We start from the raw sequence: 16197 nt of genomic DNA, 5'->3' as shown, positions 1-16197 counted from the left end.
TGCGGCACTCGCGGGACGCAAACGGGGAGGCTTAAGGCTGGTGTCGGTTCTCGAACTCGCCAACATTTCGAAGCATTTCGGCGCCATCCAGGCGGTGAACGACGTTTCGATCACGCTGGAAGCTGGCGAGGTCGTCGGCCTGATGGGCGACAACGGCGCCGGCAAGTCGACGCTGGTCAAGATGATCGCCGGCAACTTCCGCCCGAGCCACGGCACGATGCGCATGGACGACAAGGAGCTGATCCTGCACAAGCCGGCGGAAGCCCGCCAGCACGGCATCGAGATCGTCCACCAGGACCTGGCGCTCTGCAACAATCTGACGGCCGCCGCCAATGTCTATCTCGGCCGGGAACTCCGCCGCGGCGTCGGCCCGTTCCGCATCCTCGACTATGCCGCGATGTACAAGCGCGCCGGCCAGCTCTTCGCCGAGTTGAAATCCGAGACGCGGCCGCGCGACCTCGTCAAGCAGATGTCGGGCGGCCAGCGCCAGGCCGTGGCCATCGCTCGCACCATGCTGTCGCAGGCCAAGATCGTGCTGATGGACGAGCCGACGGCGGCGATCTCGGTCAGGCAGGTCGCCGAAGTGCTGAACCTGATCCGCCATCTGCGTGATCAGGGCATCGCCGTCGTGCTGATCAGCCACCGCATGCCCGACGTCTTCGACGTCGCCGACCGCGTCATCGTCATGCGGCGCGGCAGGAAGGTCGCAGACAAGAAAATCGCCTCGAGTTCGCCGGAGGAGGTCACCGGGCTGATCACTGGCGCCATCGAGCAGCTAGCATAACGGCGCCTGTGGCACCTAAGCGTTTCACCGCCGGCAAGAAAGGTCGATAATGGCAGTCACCCTTGACCAGACGATCGCGCAGAAGCAGCACACTTTTCTATCGCGGCTTTTTGCCAGCCAGACCTTCTGGGTGGTGATCGCGGTCATCCTCGCCTGCCTGTTCCTGTCCTTTGCCACCGACGCCTTCGCCACGCAGAAGAATCTCTACAACATCACCCGCAACATTACCTTTGTCGCCATCGTGGCGCTCGGCATGACCTTCGTCATCATCACCGGCGGCATCGACCTTTCGGTCGGCTCGGTGCTCTGCCTGTGCTCGATGGTTCTGGCCGTCACCATGCATGCCGGCTATTCGATCGAGGTCGGCATCCTGGCCACGATCGTCACCGCGCTCGCCATCGGCGCTTTCAACGGTGTCCTCATCGCCTATCTCGACTTCCCGCCCTTCGTGGTGACGCTCGGCATGCTGTCGGTCGCCCGCAGCCTCGCCATGGTCGCCTCCAACAACACCGTCGTCTTCCAGTTCGGACCGGACCACGACAAGCTGCTCGCGCTGGGCGGCGGCGCCTGGCTGTTCGGCATCGCCAACCCGGTTCTCTACATGATCCTTCTGGCGCTGATCACCGGCTTCATCCTGCGCTGGACCAAGTTCGGCCGGCACATCTTCGCCATCGGCGGCAATGAGCATGCGGCGACGCTGACCGGCGTGCCTGTGCGCCAGATCAAGGTCGCCGTCTACATGATCTCGGCGCTTTCGGCGGGTCTCGCCGGCATCATTGAGACCGGCTGGCTGGGCGCGGTCACCACCAACATCGGCACCGGCATGGAGCTGCAGGTGATCGCCGCCACCGTCATCGGCGGCGCCAACCTCGCCGGCGGCGTCGGCACAGCCTTCGGCGCCATCGTCGGCGCCGCGCTGATCGAGGTGATCCGCAACAGCCTTGGCCTGCTTGGCATCAACGCCTTCTGGCAAGGCACCTTCATCGGCGGCGCCATCCTGCTGGCGGTGCTGTTCGATCGCATCCGCAACTTCCGGCGCAGCGACTAGAGCGCGACGCCCCCTTCTCCCCTTGCGGGAGAAGGTGTCGCCGAAGGCGACGGATGAGGGGTGCTCCAGGGAAAGCCAGCGTCTCACTCCGCTGGAACACCCCTCATCCGTCTCGGCGCTGCGCGCCGATCCACCTTCTCCCACAAGGGGAGAAGGGAACGCACCTATCGCCCAGTCTGAAAATCCGTCCCGATGGCCGTCCCCAAACGTCTGTCATCATTGCGCGCCTTGACGCAACCGCAAACTCAGCCGCACTATCCTTGAGCAGGCGAAGGGAGGCCAGTCGCCTGCGGGAGGAACTATACCCATGACGGACGCGATCAGGCTCTATTGGGGCCGGTTCGGACATGTCTCTGTCCTGAATGTCGCCAACGACTTCGTCACCCACGCCCATGGCGAGGCGCATCTCATCATCTGGCTGGAAGGCACCGCCGGGGAAATGACCATCGGCCGCGAGACTGTGCGGCTTGGACCTACCACTGCCGCCGGCATCAACTCCTTCCAGCCGCACAGCCACGCGCTTTCCCGCGACGGCAAGCCCGGCCTTTTCCTCGCCTTCTACATCGATCCCGACTGGGCACGCCGGCGCCGCGACCTACCCTCGTCGGCGCCGCTGTTTACGCAGGCGGCAATCGTCCTGGAGCCGTGGCTGCATCAGGCAGCGGCGAACCTGCTCGATCACTTGGCCGACAATGAGAGCATCGACGACGTTGCCAACTACGAGATCGAGCGCTTCATCGACAGCGTGCTCGACGCCGCCGATGCCTCGGCGCCCCAGGCGGCACGCGCTCGCATCAACACGATGCTCGATTTCCGCGTCCGCAAGGCGATCCAGCTGATGAAAGCCAATGTCTGCGAGCGCATTTCCTTCGACGACGTGGCGCGCTCCGTGGGCCTCTCCCGGCCGCATTTCTTCGCGCTGTTCAAGGAACAGACCAACCTGACGCCGAATGTCTACTGGAACACGCTGCGGATGGAGGAAGCCGTGCGCCAGCTGCAGTGGTCGCAGGAGCCGCTGATCTCGGTCGCCTGCAATCTCGGCTTCACCACCCAGGGCAATTTCTCGCGCTTCTTCCGCGATCATGTCGGCGTGCCGCCGACGCTCTACCGCGAGGCGGCGCGGGCGATGTCCTGAGCCGGCGCCCGGCTTATCTTGCAAGGCTATTTTCAGACTGCCTGAGCGGCCTAAAGCGCGTCGCGATCTTTCAGATTCGCTCCATGCGCTTTAGGTTTTTGATTTCAATCATGTCTTTGTCCCGAAACCGGTTCCCACTTTCGGGAGACATGCTTTGAGGCCGCTCTTTTTCAGACTGATTGATACGCGCTCAAGACGCATTGATAAGCGCCGGCGCACTGACCGCCCTAGCCTCTTGTCATCTTTGCAAGGGAACGAGCTTATGGCGAAAGTCACCATTTCCAGCGTCATCGACGCGCCGGTCGAGCAGGTCTGGGCCCGCATCCGCGACTTCAACGGTCTGCCGAGCTGGCACCCGCGCATGGTGGAAAGCCACATCGAGGACGGCAAGGACGCCGCCGCGATCGGCTGCGTGCGCAACTTCCAATTGGTCAGCGGCGCGCGGCTGCGCGAAAAACTGCTCGACTTCTCGGACGAGAATTTCCTGGTCAGCTACTCGATCCTCGAAACCCCGCAGCCGCTCACCAACCACAAGGCGACGCTGCAATTGCGTCGCGTCACCGACGGCAACCGCACCTATGCCGAATGGAGCGCGAGCTTCGACGCCGCGCCCGAGGAAGCCGATAAGCTGGCCGAAGGCATGGGCGCCAATGTCTTCCAGGGCGGCTTCAACGCCCTGAAGAGCCATTTCGCAGGCCAGGGCTAAGGGAGCAGGCCATGTCGCTTGCGCTGCAGACCTTCTCGACAGTGAAAGACGCCAACGCGGCCCTGCAGGCGTCCGGTACCCGCTATCTGGGCGGTGGCACGCTGGTCGTCCGTGCCGCCAATGAGGGCGACATCTCTGTCTCCAGCCTCGTGCGCGTCACCGAGCCAAGCCTGTCGCAAATCACCGTTTCCGGCGGCAGGGCCCGGCTCGGCGCTTCCGTCACCATGGCCGCAATCGCCCGTCATCCCGAGCTTGCCGCGCTCGCGCCGGCGGCGCGCGCCGTCGGCGGGCCGGCGATCCGCAACATGGCGACCGTCGGCGGCAATCTGTTCGCGCCCGCCCCTTACGGCGACTTCGCCGTGGCGCTGCTGGCGCTGGACGCCACGGTTGCCACCGCGGACGGCGAAATGCCGATCGAGACCTTCCTGGCGGGCCGCGACACCAGCCGCGGCATCGTCACCGCTGTCGGCTTTTCGCTGCCCAAGGCGGAGAGCTTCCGCTTCCTCAAAGTGTCGCGAGTCAAGCCGAAGGGCGTCTCGGTGCTGAGCATCGCGGCGCTCTTGCAAAGCACGACCGACGGCACGGTAAGCTCCGCCCGCATCGCGCTCGGCTGCATGGCCGATCGCCCGATGCGCGCCCACGCCGCCGAGAAGGCGTTGCTTGGCTGCAAGCTCACGGCTGACGAGATCGCACCGGCGCTGGCTGCCGCGGGCGAAGGTATTGCACCGATCTCCGATCCGATCGCCAGCGCCTGGTATCGCACGCAAGTCCTGCCGGTCCATCTCGGTCGGCTGCTGCTGAGTTAACCACCGTTGGGGGATGCGCGTCTGTCCGGTCATCCGGGCAGGCGCGCTGGGAGGAAAAAATGGCCAAGGTCCCGATTCAGTTCACGCTCAACGGCTCGGAGAAGGCCGAATTCGTCGAGAGCGGCACGACGTTGCTCAACGCGCTGCGCGACAAGATCGGCGATACCTCGCCGAAAGGAGGCTGCCACCAGGGCACCTGCGGCGCCTGCTCCGTCATCATCGATGGCGAACTGAGGCTTTCCTGTCTGACACTGGCCGAGACCTGCAATGGCGCCGATATCAAGACCACCGCCGGCCTTGCCGAGGGCGGCGTGCTGCATCCGCTGCAGCGCGCCTTCCTCGATGCCTTCGCCACGCAATGCGGCTTCTGCACGCCCGGAATGATCATGGCCGCGAAGGTGCTGCTCGACCGCACGCCGAACCCGAGCCGCGAGGATGTGGTCGAGGCGCTGTCCGGCAACATCTGCCGCTGCACCGGCTACGAGCCGATCATCCAGGCGGTGCTGACCGCCGCGCGCACCAACTCGCAGAACGCCGCCTGAGGAACAGCCATGGAACTGCGCAAGGACTATTTCGCCGACATCCGCAAGGACGGCCTCCACGAGATCGGCCAGCCGCGGCCTCGGCTCGATTCCCCCGGGCACGTCACCGGGAAGACCGCCTATTTCGCCGACCGCAATTTTCCCGGTATGCTGCATCTGAAAATGGTGCGCAGCCCGCACCACCACGCCCGCATCCGCTCGATCGACACTTCCGAAGCAGAAAGGCATCCGGGCGTTGTGCGCGTGCTGACCGCCAAGGACGTCCCGCACAACGTCTACACCATCCTGATCCTGATCCAGATCGGCCCCGAGGACGAAACGGTGCTTGCCGACGGCAAGGTGCGCTGGAAGGGCGAGGCCGTGGTGGCGGTGCTGGCCGAGACCGAGCGCGCGGCGCAGGAAGCCGCCGCCAAGGTCAAGGTCGACTACGAGGTGCTGCCGGCCGTCTTCGACATGGAGGAGGCGCTGAAGCCCGGCGCGCCGATCGTCAACGAGTATCACGGCCAGAACCACTATCTCTATGACAGCGGCGAGTGCCGCAAGGTGCGCTTCGGCGATGTCGAGGCCGGTTTCGCTCAGGCCGACCATATCCTGGAGCAAAGCTACCAGTCCTCGCCGATCGAGCATGCGCCGACCGAAACGACCGGCTGCGTGGTGGCGCCCGAGGGCAACGACCGCTTCACCTGCTACACCAACACGCAGGCGATGTTCTTCACCCTCGACAACACCTCGATCATCCTGCAGATGCCGGGCTCGAAGCTGCATTTCGTCGGCGGCACGGTCGGCGGCGGCTTCGGCGGCAAGGTCGACGTCATCGTCGAGCCGATCGCCATCCTCGGGGCCAAGCTAACAGGACGACCGGTCTGTTTTATCTACAGCCGCGAGGAAGAGATGCAGATCTCCTCGCCCCGCGCGGCTGAAAAAGTCGTCATCAAGGACGGCGTCATGAAGGACGGCCGCATCGTCGCGCGCAAGGTGACCGGCTACACCGATGCCGGCGCCTATTCGCGCCATTCACCCTATGGCGCGCAGAAGGGCGCCGCGCACTATCCCGGCCCCTACACGATCCCCAACGTCTGGATCGACACTTACTGCGTCTACACCAACCGCACCCCGTCGTCGGCCATGCGCGGCTTCGGTGTCACCATCGGCGACTTCGCGCTGGAGGTGCAGATGGACAGGCTGGCGCGGCTGATCGGCTTGGACCCGCTCGAATTCCGCTTCATCAACGCCTATCGCGACGGCGACATGAAGGCGCATCGCCAGCCGACCGAAGGCGCGGCGCTGATCGAGTGCATGCAGGAAGCCTCGCGCGCCGCCAACTGGCCGGTGGCGGAAAAATACATGGCGATGTCCTCCTACAGGAAAGGAGGCTGAGATGGCGATCCGGCGTGGACGCGGCGTCGCCGCGATCAACTATCCGACCGGCATGAATCTCGGCGGAGACCCGACCCAGGCGCTGGTTCATTCGACGCCGACCGGCAATTTCATGGTCACGCTTTCCAGCGTCGATCTAGGCCAGGGCATGAAGCAGATCATGGCGCAGATCTGCGCCGAAACCATCGGCGTGCCGACCGACCGCGTCATCATCGACACCGCCGACACCGACACCGGCCCCCACTGCATGGGCACCTTCGCCTCGCGCGGCACGCACCGCGCCGGCAATGCCGTCATCCAAGCGGCCAAGGAAGCCCGCCAGGTGATGCTGGAAGTTGCGGCCGAGGAGCTGGAGGTAGACGCCTCCGACCTTGAGACCGATGGTGAGGGCAACATAGTGGTGAAGGGCGCGCCGCAGAAGTCGATCTCGATCTTCGATGTCGCGCTGTCGGCGCATTTCAAGCGCGGCCGGTCGATCTCCGGCCGCGGCATGTTCTTGATCCCGCGCTCTTATCCGGAGAAAGAGACCGGCGCGATGAAACCGTCCACATGCTACGCCCATGCCTGCACGGTGGCCGAGGTCGAGGTCGACGACGAGACCGGCGAAGTGACGGTGCTCACCGTGAAGAACGTCTTCGAGATCGGCCGCGCGCTCAACCCGAAGATGGTCGAGCAGCAGCTTGTCGGTGGCTCCTGGATGGGCATCAGCCACGCGCTCTACGAGACCACCGAGCCCTATTATCCGAGCCGGGACCATGGCGGCACCGACTTCAACCAGTATCTGATGCCGGGACCTGGCGATCTCGCCGAGACCGAGATCATCGTGCTGGAGCGCCCTTCCGCCGACGGCCCGTTCGGCGCCAAGGGTCCGGGCGAGATGTGCGCCAATCCACAGATCCCGGCCGTCGCCAATGCCGTCTTCGACGCCGTTGGGGTTCGCATCGATACCTTGCCGATCACGCCCGAACGCATCCTGCGCGCGCTGAAGGCGCAGGCCACGGGCTGAGCAAGAAGATGACCGGCGCCGATGCAGAGCAGGTTGCGGCTTCGCCGGAGGCGGTCGCGGCGCGCCTCGTCGCTTCGCGCTACCTGGCCGACGACAGCCTTGCGACCGCGATCTTCCTGGCGATGCGCTTGGGCAAGCCGCTGTTGCTCGAAGGCGCGCCCGGTGTCGGCAAGACCGAAGCCGCCAAGGCGGTCGCCGAACTGCTCGGCCGCGAGCTGGTGCGCCTGCAATGCTATGAAGGCATCGATGCCGCGCATGCGCTCTACGAATGGAACTACCAGCGCCAGTTGCTCGCCATCCGCCACGCCGGCGAGCACGAGATCGACATTTATGACGACCGCTTCCTGGTCGCGCGGCCGCTGCTGCAGGTGCTGCGCGCACCGGAGCAACGCGTACTGCTGGTCGACGAGATCGACCGTTCGGATCACGAGTTCGAGGCGCTGCTGCTCGAATTCCTCTCCGATTTCCAGATCAGCATTCCCGAGCGCGGCACGATCCGGGCTGCGACCCAGCCGATCGTCATCCTGACCTCCAACCGCACCCGCGAACTCGCCGAGGCGCTGCGCCGGCGCTGCGTCTACCACTGGATCGGCTATCCCGACGTCGCGCGCGAGGCCGAGATCATCATGCTGCGCTCAGGTGACGTCGCCGAGGCGACCGCGCGCGCGGTGGCGAAGGCCGTGCAGCAGATCCGCGCCCGTCCGCTGGCCAAGCCGCCAGGGATCGCCGAGGCCGTCGAATGGGCAAATGCCGCGACCATTCTCGAAAAAGGCGGCAGCCCGTGGCCGGAAGCCTTCCGCCGCGCCATTGGGGTGCTGATCAAGGACGAGGAGGATTTGTCGGCGATCGTGCCGGAGCTGGGGAGGATTGTCGAGGAGGCGCTGGCGTGATGAGCAATCGCAACGCGCTAGCGCGATACCCCAGGGTTAATGCGCGACGCTGGCGGGACAGCACCCCCCTCTGTCCTGCCGGACATCTCCCCCTCAAGGGGGGAGATCAGACGTCCTGCCGGCTTTCGCCAATCTTCAACGTCGCAGGATTGAGCGGAGCGCCCAAGCTGCCAATCTCCCCCCTAGAGGGGGAGATGTCCGGCAGGACAGAGGGGGGCGCGAAGGAATGATGCGTGGGGAAAGCTTGCCTCGTCCCACCATGCCCTTCCTCGGCTTTGCCCGGCTGCTGCGCCGTCACGCCTTCGCCATCGCGCCGGAACAGGTCATTGCCTTCATGCAGGCGGTTATGCTGCTTGGGCCACGCTCGATGAACGATATCCGCGAGGCGGCACTTGCGACGCTCGCACCCTCGCCTGACCGCCGCGGCGAATTCGAGGCGCATTTCCGCGCCTATTTCTACGGCGATGCCAAGCCTTCGGTCGCAGGCGATGAAGCCGACGAAACCCGCATCAAGGATGATCGCGGCACGCGCGAAGAAGAAAGCCGGGCCTTGCGCCAGGAGAAAGGCGGCGAACTATCCTCGGGGCTCGAGCAGTTGAGCAGCCGCGATTTTCCGCGCGATCCCGACGGCCTCGGCTCGTTCCGTCGCCGGCTCGCCTCCGCCCTCCCCGCCCGCCGTTCCTTCCGCACCGCGCGCACCCGCTCGCGCGGCACGCTCGACCTCAGGCGCTCGCTGAGCGAAATCGTCAGCGCCGATGGCGACATTCCCTCACCGCTGCTGCGCCGCCGGCAGATCGTGCCGCGCAAGCTCTTGCTGCTCATCGATGTATCCGGCTCGATGAAGCTGCACACGGCCGACTACCTCAAGCTGGCGCACGCCGCCGTGCAAGGCGCTGACCGCGCGGAAGTCTTCACCTTCGGCACGCGGCTCACCCGCATCACCTCGGCGCTGCGCATCCGCGATTGTGGCCAGGCGCTGGCGCGCGCGGCAGCGCTGGTCGACGATTGGGACGGCGGCACCCTGATGGGGCCGACATTGCTCGCCTTCCTCTCGGTGCCGCGCTTTTCCGCCTTCACGCGCGGCGCTGCGGTGGTGATCCTGTCGGACGCGCTGGAGCGCGGCGACCATTCCGATCTCGAAACCGCGATGCGGCGGCTCAGCGCCCGCGCCTTCCGGCTGTCGCTGGCGAGCCCGCTCGCCGGCGATCCGCGCTTCCGACCGGCCACCGCAGCGCTCCGCGCCATGCTGCCGGTGCTCGACGATCTGATCGACGGCTCGTCGCTGAAGAGCCTGACTGATTTCATCCTGTCGCTCGCCCGCCCTGCCCCGGCGGCCGAGACCATCTGGAAAAGGGTATCGTGATGCAGAAGGCGATCGACGCGCATTTCCACATCTGGCGCCAAAAGGACCAGCCCTGGCTGGTCGGGCCGATGGTGCCGCGCATCTTCGGTCCTTACGAGCCGATCCGCCGAGATTATCCGATCACGGAATTTGTCGACGACCAGAAAGGCTCCGGCGTCGAGAAGGCCGTCTACGTCCAGACCAACTGGGCCAAGGAGGATTTCGAGAAGGAGGTCGCCTTCCTGCAGAAAACCGCGGAGGAGACCGGCTGGCCGCATGCGATTGTCGGCTATGCCGACATGACGGTCGACGACGTTCGGCCGCAGATCGACCGGCTGATGAAATACAAACTGCTGCGCGGTGTGCGCATGCAGCTCCACTGGCACGAGACACTCGCCTTCCGTTTCGCCTCGTCAGCCGACCAGGTGATCGATCCCAAGGTGCGCGCCAATGTCGCCCGATTGAAGGACTATGGCCTGTCCTTCGACCTGCAGCTCTTCCCGGCGCAGATGAAAGACGGACTGACGCTGATTGGCGAAAACCCCGAAACGAACTTCATCCTCACCCATGCCGGCATGCTGACCGGCATGGAGCCGGAAACCGCTGAGGCCTGGAAGGCCGGCCTGCGCACGCTGGCAGCGGCGCCCAATGTCTACGCGAAGCTGTCCGGGCTCGGCACTTTCGTGCACCGCAACGACCCGGAGCTCATCGCCTATATCGTCGACAACGCGATCGAAATCCTGGGCAGCGGCCGGCTGATGTTCGGCTCGAACTTCCCCATCGAAAAGCTCTGGACCAGCCACGCCGAGCTGATCAAGGCGCACCGCGCGGCGGTGGCAAGACATGGGCCGAAGGCTGAGGCGGATGTCTTCTGGAACACGGCCGAGAAGGTGTATCGGCCGGTGTAGTTGGGCGCCTCTCCTTCTTCCCTGTGGGAGAAGGTGGATCGGCGCGTAGCGCCGAGACGGATGAGGGGTGCTCCAGGGGACGCCAGCGCCTCACTCCGCTGGAACACCCCTCATCCGTCGCCTTCGGCGACACCTTCTCCCGCAAGGGGAGAAGGGGGCGCCGGCGCCTCACTTCACCTCGAACTGCGGGTCGAGCGTGACCTGCATCGCCGTGACCAGATGATTGGTCTGCCCCGCCAGCCCGATGATCGACACCAGCTCGCCATGCTGAGCATCGGTCATGCCCTTGGCGCGGGCGGCGGCCGTGTGCGAGTGGATGCAATAGGAACAGCCATTGGCGGTCGAGACGGCGATATAGATCATCTCCTTGGTCAGCGGATCGATGGCGCTGTCGGCGACCATCACCGCCTTGAGCTGCTCCCACACCCGCTTCAGCGAGGCCGGATCGTTGGCGAGCCCGCGCCAGAAATTGTTGACGAAATCGGACTTCCGCGTCGCGCGGATATCGTCGAACACGGCCTTCACCGCCGGGATTTTTTCGACCTCGGCATCGCTGAGGAGTCTTGTGGTGGCCATGGCGTCGTCCTTTCGTTTGAATTGTTGGTCGAGGTTGTTGAATCAAGCGTTGCGCATAGACGGCTAACCCGTTTGTCTGATTCAGTTTTTAGCTCGAAACAACACACTGCCGCGAGGTTGGCCGAAGCACCTCAGCATCGTCATTCTAGGGCGGAGCAAGGAGCGAAGCGACGCGCGCAGACCCTAGAATCCATTCCGTGACCTCGCGCGAAGGGCGCAGCGAAGCAGAATTCTGGACCGCAGCGGCGCCTAAAAGTAACGGAATGGATCCTCGGGTCTGCGCGCGTCGCTTCGCTCCTTGCTACGCCCGTGGATGACGAAGGGGCGGACGATTCGGCCAATTGTTGAAGTGCCCACCAGCCAATACCCTAATGCACTGCCGCATACATGATCTTCTCCTCCGTCGCCTCCGCCGGCGAGAACTCCTCGACGATGCGGCCCTGGCGGCAGACGAGAATGCGGTCGGAAAGGTTCATGATCTCAGGCAGGTAGGACGAGATGACGACGACAGCGAGCCCTTCATCGGCCAGCCGGTTGATGATCTGGTGGATCTCGGCGATGGCGCCGACATCGACGCCGCGGGTCGGCTCGTCGAGGATGACGATGCGCGGTTTCTGTACCAGCCCCTTGCCGATCACTACTTTCTGCTGGTTGCCGCCCGAAAGCTCGACCACGCGGGCATTATCGTTGATCGCCCGGATGTTGAGCGTCTTCGTCCACTCGGCCGAAAGCTGCCGCATCTCCTGCTGGTTGATCACCCAGGCCTTTTCGCGCCCGGCCGCCAGCAGTCCGCCGAACAGGTTGTCGGCGATGCCCATCGTCTCGAAAATGCCTTCGCTCTTGCGGTCCTCGGTGACATAGACGATGCCGTCGGCCACCGCCTCGGCCGGCACCAGGTAGCGCACCGGCCTGTCGTCGAGCTCGATCGCGCCGCCGCGCAGGAAATCGCGCTTGTAGATGCCCGACACGATCTTGAACGTCTCGGTGCGGCCGGAGCCGATCAATCCGAACACGCCGGTGATCTGCCCCTCGAAGATCGAGAAGGAATTGTTGCGCACGATGTTACTCATCGAGATGTCTTGCACCGAGAGCACTTTCCGGCCCGCCTTGCGCAGCTTCGCCTCGTCGCGCTGGCGGTAGATCTGCCCCGACAGCGAGCGGCCGACCATGGCGGCGACGATCCTGTCGCGGTCGAAGCTTGACGTGTCGTCGGTGATCACCAGCTCGCCGTCGCGCAGGATGGTGATGCGGTCGGCGATCATCAGCGCTTCTTCCAGCGCGTGGCTGATGAAGACGATCGAGACGCCGCGCGCCTTCAGCCGGCGGATCAGCGCGAAGAAATGGCGCTTCTCCTCCGGCGTCAGCGTCGCGGTCGGTTCGTCGAAGATGATGATCTCGGCATTGTGGTGGACGGCGCGCGCGATCTCGACCATCTGCCGCTTGGCGGCGCCGAGTGTGGCCACCATGGCGTTGGGGTCGACGGGAAAATTCAGCGACTGCAGGAATTGCTGTGCCGATATGTAGGTGCCGCGCAGCCGGTTGAGGAATTTCTCGGTGCCGAGATAAAGGTTCTGCGCCACCGTCATCGACGGCACCAGGCTGGTTTCCTGGAACACCATGGCGATGCCGGCTTCGAGCGCGGCATGCGGCGAGGCGTAAGTCCTCTCGACGCCCCTGTGGAACATCTTGCCCGAGGTCGCGTCGACGACGCCGGCGATGATCTTGGTCAGCGTCGACTTGCCGGCGCCATTCTCGCCGAGCAGCGCGTGGATCTCGCCTTTCCTGAGATCGAAGCTGACATTCTTCACCGCCGGCACGCCGCGATAGGTCTTGGTGACGTTCTCCAGCCGCACGATCGGGTCCATCAGAAACCTCCCGCGATCGCGTCGAGCGCCAGCACGCAATCGCCACCCTTCGAGGCGACGAACAGGCGGCCGTCCTTCTCAGTCACGCTGCAGATGCCGTGACGCGTGCCGTTGGCGCGGCTGTGCAGGCTGAACAGCGGCTGCATGTTTTTATCGAGCCTGGCCACCAGCCCGTAGGAGCGGCTGGGCGACCACGGCTTGTGGATGCCCATGGTGCGGATGCCGCCGCATTGCAGCGGTTCGAGGAAGCTGCGGTTGGAAGCGAGCGCCGGCGCGATCCAGTAGGCCGGCGGCACCTGGCCGATCATGTCCTCGCGGTAGCGCTTCTCCTGCAGAACGAATTCGATCAGCCGGTTGCGCGGCGCGAACAACGCCAGCCATGCCCCGCCATCGCCGGACGGCGACAGCCGCGCAGGATAGCCGGGCAGATGCGTCAATACCGTGGAACGATTGCCGGTCGCGCCATCGAAGCGGACGAGTTGATGGCGCCAGCTTTCACTGACCAGCACATCGCCGCCGATCGGACGGAGCCCGTACGGGAAGGCAATGTCGCCGGCGATCATTTCGAAGCCAATGCCTCCCGGTCCGCACCGCCACAGCGAGCCCGACGCGCCCTTCTTCATCAGGTCGGCGGCCCATTGGGACGGCGCATGTTCGTCCGAGCCGTTGGCCAGCCACAGGGTGCCGTCGTCTGCATAGGCAAGCGCCGTGATGCAGCGCACATCGGCCGGAAGCGAAACCTCCCGGCCTGCGAGCAGCAGCTTGCCGCTTTCCAGCCCGATCGTAAGCTCGCCTGACGGCGAAAGCGCAAGCGCTGTCACCGGCGATTGAAAATGCTCGACCACAGCAGGTTCGGCCGTTGAGCCTATCGAATAGATCGCATTGCCGCTCGATGCGAGCAGCCTTTCGCCGTCGACGAGCAGGTTGTCGGGCTCCGAAAGCGTGGCGAATACCGGCTCGTCATCGAGCTTCGTGTTGGGCCGGAAAGCGCCGTCGAGCGGCGGGATCGTCACAGCCTTGCCGCGGAAGACATCAAGCACCCGATCGAGGATCATGGTTTTGCCCCCCAATAGGAGTCAGGGCTGGTCCAGTTAGGGTCGGCGCCCTCGATCCTGTAGCGGCCGACGCGGTTGTTGAGGATGCCGCCGACGAAGAGATATCCCTTGTGCTCGCGCATCGAGGTGACCATCGGATGCGCGGCGCCGGAGAGATCGCCGAGCGTCTCGACGATGCCGCCCTTCTCGTTGAACTTCACCACGCCGCCGGTGTTGATGTTTGGAAACAGCCATTCGTCCTGCGGCAGGCGCCGCGTCATGCGCTTGCGCATGTCGGGATGGCGCAGCGACAGGTCGAAGCTCGGCGTGCGCATGCCGAGCCAGGCCATCCAGTAATTGCCGTCCGAGGCCCTGTTGATGTTGTCGGGATAGCCCGGCATGTCGCGGATGACGCATTCGGCGGTGCCGGCCTTCGGCCCCTCCAGCCAGTAGCGGTGCACGCGGCAGGCCCAGCTTTCGGCGAAGAACAGCGACTTGCCGTCATGCGCCATGCACACGCCGTTGGTGTAGCGATAGCCGTCGAGCAGCGTCTTCGTCGAGCCGTCCTTCGGATCGAAGACCAGCAGGCGGCCTGTGGCGCGGTTCTCGATCGAGTCCAGCGTCCAATCGTGGGCGTCGTAGCGCTTGGTCGAATCCGTAAAATAGATGCGGCCGTCCGGCGCGATGTCGCAATCGTTGGGATCGCGCAGCCGCGCGTCGTCGACGATCGATGTCCAGGAGCGCGCCGTCTCCGCCGACAGCCGCTTCACCTCGCGCTCGGGCGAGACTGAGTAAAGCCCCATGGCGCCGACGCAGCTGATCAGATTGCCCTCCTTGTCGAAGGCGAGCCCGAGCGGGAAGCCGCCGATATGGGCAAAGACCTCGGAACGCTTGTAGTCCGGCGCGAAGAAGCGGACGATCTCGCCGTGGCGGGTGCCGCAATAGAGATGGTCGTCGTAGTCGAGGATGACGTCTTCCGGCCCTTCCAGCTCGCCAAGCCCGATGTGGTCGGCCTCCGACAGGCGGTTGTCGAGTTCGTAGAGCGTGCCGGAGCCGGGTGCGGCCGACTGCGTCTCGCCCATCCTGAGGTAGACCGGCGCGACATAGACCTCGTTCAGCACCTTGTGGCGGTTCTTCAGCCAGCGGATGTCGATGGTGACGGCGGCCGCCAGCAGGATGCCCAGCACCATCTGGTTGGTGCCGGTGCCGTAGCCCAGCCGGATCAGTCCGTTGGTCATGGTGAGCACGATGATCGCGCCCATCAGGCCCTTGACCACCGAGCCGCGGCCGCCGCCGAGGCTGACGCCGCCGACCACCGCCGCCGTCAGCGCCATGATTTCCAGGTTGAGGCCGGTGCCGGGTCCGGCGCCGCTCAGGCGGCAGGCGATGAGGAAGCCGCCGATCGAGCAGCAGAAACCCGAAAAGACATAGGTCATGAAGACCGTGCGGCGCACGCGGATGCCGGCATTGTGGGCCGAGCGGCGTGAGCCGCCCACCGCCAGCACGTGCCATCCGGGCCGCGAGCGTGTCAGTGCGATATGCCAGATCGCCAGCCACACCGACACCGAGAGCCCCCAGAATGTGCCGTCGCCGATGAAGTCGAGCACATCGGAGGAGGCCTGAGACAACTGCACGTCGGCGGCGTAGGTGCTGACCAGGATGTCGAACAGCGCTCGCCCGAAGATGAAGGTGACCAGCGTGGTCAGGAAGGCGCGCAGCCTCAGATAGCCGACGAGGTAACCGTTGATGGCGCCGAAGACGAGGCCTGTGGCCAATGCAGCGACCAGCGCCAGCCAGACCGACTGTTCGAGGATGAAGAAGACATAGACGGCCGAGAAGCAGGACAGCGCGAAGATCGAGCCGACCGAAAGATCGATGCCGCCGCCCAGCATCACCACGGTCATGCCGATGACGACAAGGGAGAACTCGCCGAGCTGGCGGGTCGATCCCTGCAGCGAGGTGAGCTTGAAGAAACCCGGAATGATCGAACCGAAGACGCCGAGCGTCGCCACCAGCGCCAGGAAGGGAATGGCGTTGTCGGTCCAGCGCTTGGTCAGAATCTCGCCAACCAGATGGTCGGGCACGAGATTGTAGCGCCAGGCCTGGAGGCGTTCGCGAAAATTCATCGGCTGCTGCTGTCAATCAAGAGTAAAGAGGTGGCCGGAATGTCCGGCCACC

General features: G+C 64.8%; 15 protein-coding genes. 11 read left to right on the top strand and 4 right to left on the bottom strand.

Annotated features, from left to right (window positions below):
* Positions 1 to 40 precede the first annotated feature (40 nt).
* The 11 genes from EJ071_RS18680 (at position 41) to EJ071_RS18620 (ending at position 10544) form a co-directional block, all read left to right on the top strand.
* Positions 41 to 784, top strand: a complete 744-nt coding sequence (locus EJ071_RS18680; RefSeq protein ID WP_126099168.1) for an ATP-binding cassette domain-containing protein — start codon at positions 41 to 43, stop codon at positions 782 to 784.
* A gap of 49 nt (positions 785 to 833) precedes the next feature.
* Positions 834 to 1832 (top strand): ABC transporter permease, encoded by a 999-nt coding sequence (locus EJ071_RS18675; RefSeq protein ID WP_126099167.1) that lies wholly within the window; start codon positions 834 to 836, stop codon positions 1830 to 1832.
* 307 nt (positions 1833 to 2139) lie between these two features.
* On the top strand, positions 2140 to 2967 hold the full coding sequence (locus EJ071_RS18665) for a helix-turn-helix domain-containing protein (protein WP_126099166.1): 828 nt from the start codon (positions 2140 to 2142) through the stop codon (positions 2965 to 2967).
* A gap of 262 nt (positions 2968 to 3229) precedes the next feature.
* Positions 3230 to 3673 (top strand): SRPBCC family protein, encoded by a 444-nt coding sequence (locus EJ071_RS18660; protein WP_126099165.1) that lies wholly within the window; start codon positions 3230 to 3232, stop codon positions 3671 to 3673.
* An 11-nt stretch (positions 3674 to 3684) separates the two neighbouring features.
* Positions 3685 to 4479 (top strand): FAD binding domain-containing protein, encoded by a 795-nt coding sequence (locus EJ071_RS18655; RefSeq protein ID WP_126099164.1) that lies wholly within the window; start codon positions 3685 to 3687, stop codon positions 4477 to 4479.
* Positions 4480 to 4538: 59 nt separating this feature from the next.
* The gene (locus tag EJ071_RS18650; protein ID WP_126099163.1) at positions 4539 to 5021 is read left to right on the top strand and encodes a (2Fe-2S)-binding protein; all 483 of its coding nucleotides are present in this window, start codon (positions 4539 to 4541) and stop codon (positions 5019 to 5021) included.
* A 9-nt stretch (positions 5022 to 5030) separates the two neighbouring features.
* Positions 5031 to 6398: a xanthine dehydrogenase family protein molybdopterin-binding subunit gene (locus tag EJ071_RS40065; protein ID WP_126099162.1), complete on the top strand. Its 1368-nt coding sequence runs from the start codon at positions 5031 to 5033 to the stop codon at positions 6396 to 6398.
* A gap of 1 nt (position 6399) precedes the next feature.
* Complete coding sequence (locus tag EJ071_RS40060) at positions 6400 to 7404, top strand: molybdopterin cofactor-binding domain-containing protein (protein ID WP_126099161.1); 1005 nt, start codon at positions 6400 to 6402, stop codon at positions 7402 to 7404.
* Between the two features lie 8 nt (positions 7405 to 7412).
* Entirely contained in the window at positions 7413 to 8294 is an 882-nt protein-coding gene (locus tag EJ071_RS18635) for a MoxR family ATPase (protein ID WP_126099160.1), read from the top strand.
* A gap of 226 nt (positions 8295 to 8520) precedes the next feature.
* Complete coding sequence (locus tag EJ071_RS18625; protein ID WP_126099159.1) at positions 8521 to 9657, top strand: VWA domain-containing protein; 1137 nt, start codon at positions 8521 to 8523, stop codon at positions 9655 to 9657.
* On the top strand, positions 9657 to 10544 hold the full coding sequence (locus EJ071_RS18620; RefSeq protein WP_189521512.1) for an amidohydrolase: 888 nt from the start codon (positions 9657 to 9659) through the stop codon (positions 10542 to 10544). Before EJ071_RS18625 ends, EJ071_RS18620 begins: the two co-directional genes overlap by 1 nt.
* Positions 10545 to 10712: 168 nt before the next feature.
* On the opposite strand, the gene EJ071_RS18615 is transcribed toward EJ071_RS18620, so the two are convergent.
* The 4 genes from EJ071_RS18615 to EJ071_RS18600 all read right to left on the bottom strand — a co-directional run bounded on the left by EJ071_RS18615 (position 10713) and on the right by EJ071_RS18600 (position 16145).
* Positions 10713 to 11120 (bottom strand): carboxymuconolactone decarboxylase family protein, encoded by a 408-nt coding sequence (locus EJ071_RS18615; RefSeq protein WP_126099157.1) that lies wholly within the window; start codon positions 11118 to 11120, stop codon positions 10713 to 10715.
* A gap of 368 nt (positions 11121 to 11488) precedes the next feature.
* Positions 11489 to 12985 carry a sugar ABC transporter ATP-binding protein gene (locus EJ071_RS18610; RefSeq protein WP_126099156.1) on the bottom strand — a complete coding sequence of 499 codons (1497 nt, stop codon included), beginning with the start codon at positions 12983 to 12985 and terminating at the stop codon, positions 11489 to 11491.
* A complete protein-coding gene (locus EJ071_RS18605) occupies positions 12985 to 14040 on the bottom strand; it encodes a hypothetical protein (protein WP_126099155.1) in 1056 nt (351 codons plus the stop codon). The genes EJ071_RS18610 and EJ071_RS18605 overlap by 1 nt, the downstream gene beginning before the upstream one ends.
* Entirely contained in the window at positions 14037 to 16145 is a 2109-nt protein-coding gene (locus EJ071_RS18600; protein WP_126099154.1) for an SMP-30/gluconolactonase/LRE family protein, read from the bottom strand. Before EJ071_RS18600 ends, EJ071_RS18605 begins: the two co-directional genes overlap by 4 nt.
* Positions 16146 to 16197: the final 52 nt, after the last annotated feature.

It is taken from the genome of Mesorhizobium sp. M1B.F.Ca.ET.045.04.1.1, from assembly GCF_003952465.1.
Taxonomy (GTDB): Bacteria; Pseudomonadota; Alphaproteobacteria; order Rhizobiales; family Rhizobiaceae; genus Mesorhizobium; species Mesorhizobium shonense.
Note: the sequence above shows the minus strand (reverse complement) of the source record. Positions and strands in the feature narration are given on the sequence as shown.

What these genes read in the sequence shown, in the direction of transcription:
- EJ071_RS18675 (WP_126099167.1), top strand. Translation starts at nt 834, where the DNA reads ATGGCAGTCACCCTTGACCAGACGATCGCGCAGAAGCAGCACACTTTT.
- EJ071_RS18665 (WP_126099166.1), top strand. Translation starts at nt 2,140, where the DNA reads ATGACGGACGCGATCAGGCTCTATTGGGGCCGGTTCGGACATGTCTCT.
- EJ071_RS18660 (WP_126099165.1), top strand. Translation starts at nt 3,230, where the DNA reads ATGGCGAAAGTCACCATTTCCAGCGTCATCGACGCGCCGGTCGAGCAG.
- EJ071_RS18655 (WP_126099164.1), top strand. Translation starts at nt 3,685, where the DNA reads ATGTCGCTTGCGCTGCAGACCTTCTCGACAGTGAAAGACGCCAACGCG.
- EJ071_RS18650 (WP_126099163.1), top strand. Translation starts at nt 4,539, where the DNA reads ATGGCCAAGGTCCCGATTCAGTTCACGCTCAACGGCTCGGAGAAGGCC.
- EJ071_RS40065 (WP_126099162.1), top strand. Translation starts at nt 5,031, where the DNA reads ATGGAACTGCGCAAGGACTATTTCGCCGACATCCGCAAGGACGGCCTC.
- EJ071_RS40060 (WP_126099161.1), top strand. Translation starts at nt 6,400, where the DNA reads ATGGCGATCCGGCGTGGACGCGGCGTCGCCGCGATCAACTATCCGACC.
- EJ071_RS18635 (WP_126099160.1), top strand. Translation starts at nt 7,413, where the DNA reads ATGACCGGCGCCGATGCAGAGCAGGTTGCGGCTTCGCCGGAGGCGGTC.
- EJ071_RS18625 (WP_126099159.1), top strand. Translation starts at nt 8,521, where the DNA reads ATGATGCGTGGGGAAAGCTTGCCTCGTCCCACCATGCCCTTCCTCGGC.
- EJ071_RS18620 (WP_189521512.1), top strand. Translation starts at nt 9,657, where the DNA reads ATGCAGAAGGCGATCGACGCGCATTTCCACATCTGGCGCCAAAAGGAC.
- EJ071_RS18615 (WP_126099157.1), bottom strand. Translation starts at nt 11,120, where the DNA reads ATGGCCACCACAAGACTCCTCAGCGATGCCGAGGTCGAAAAAATCCCG.
- EJ071_RS18610 (WP_126099156.1), bottom strand. Translation starts at nt 12,985, where the DNA reads ATGGACCCGATCGTGCGGCTGGAGAACGTCACCAAGACCTATCGCGGC.
- EJ071_RS18605 (WP_126099155.1), bottom strand. Translation starts at nt 14,040, where the DNA reads ATGATCCTCGATCGGGTGCTTGATGTCTTCCGCGGCAAGGCTGTGACG.
- EJ071_RS18600 (WP_126099154.1), bottom strand. Translation starts at nt 16,145, where the DNA reads ATGAATTTTCGCGAACGCCTCCAGGCCTGGCGCTACAATCTCGTGCCC.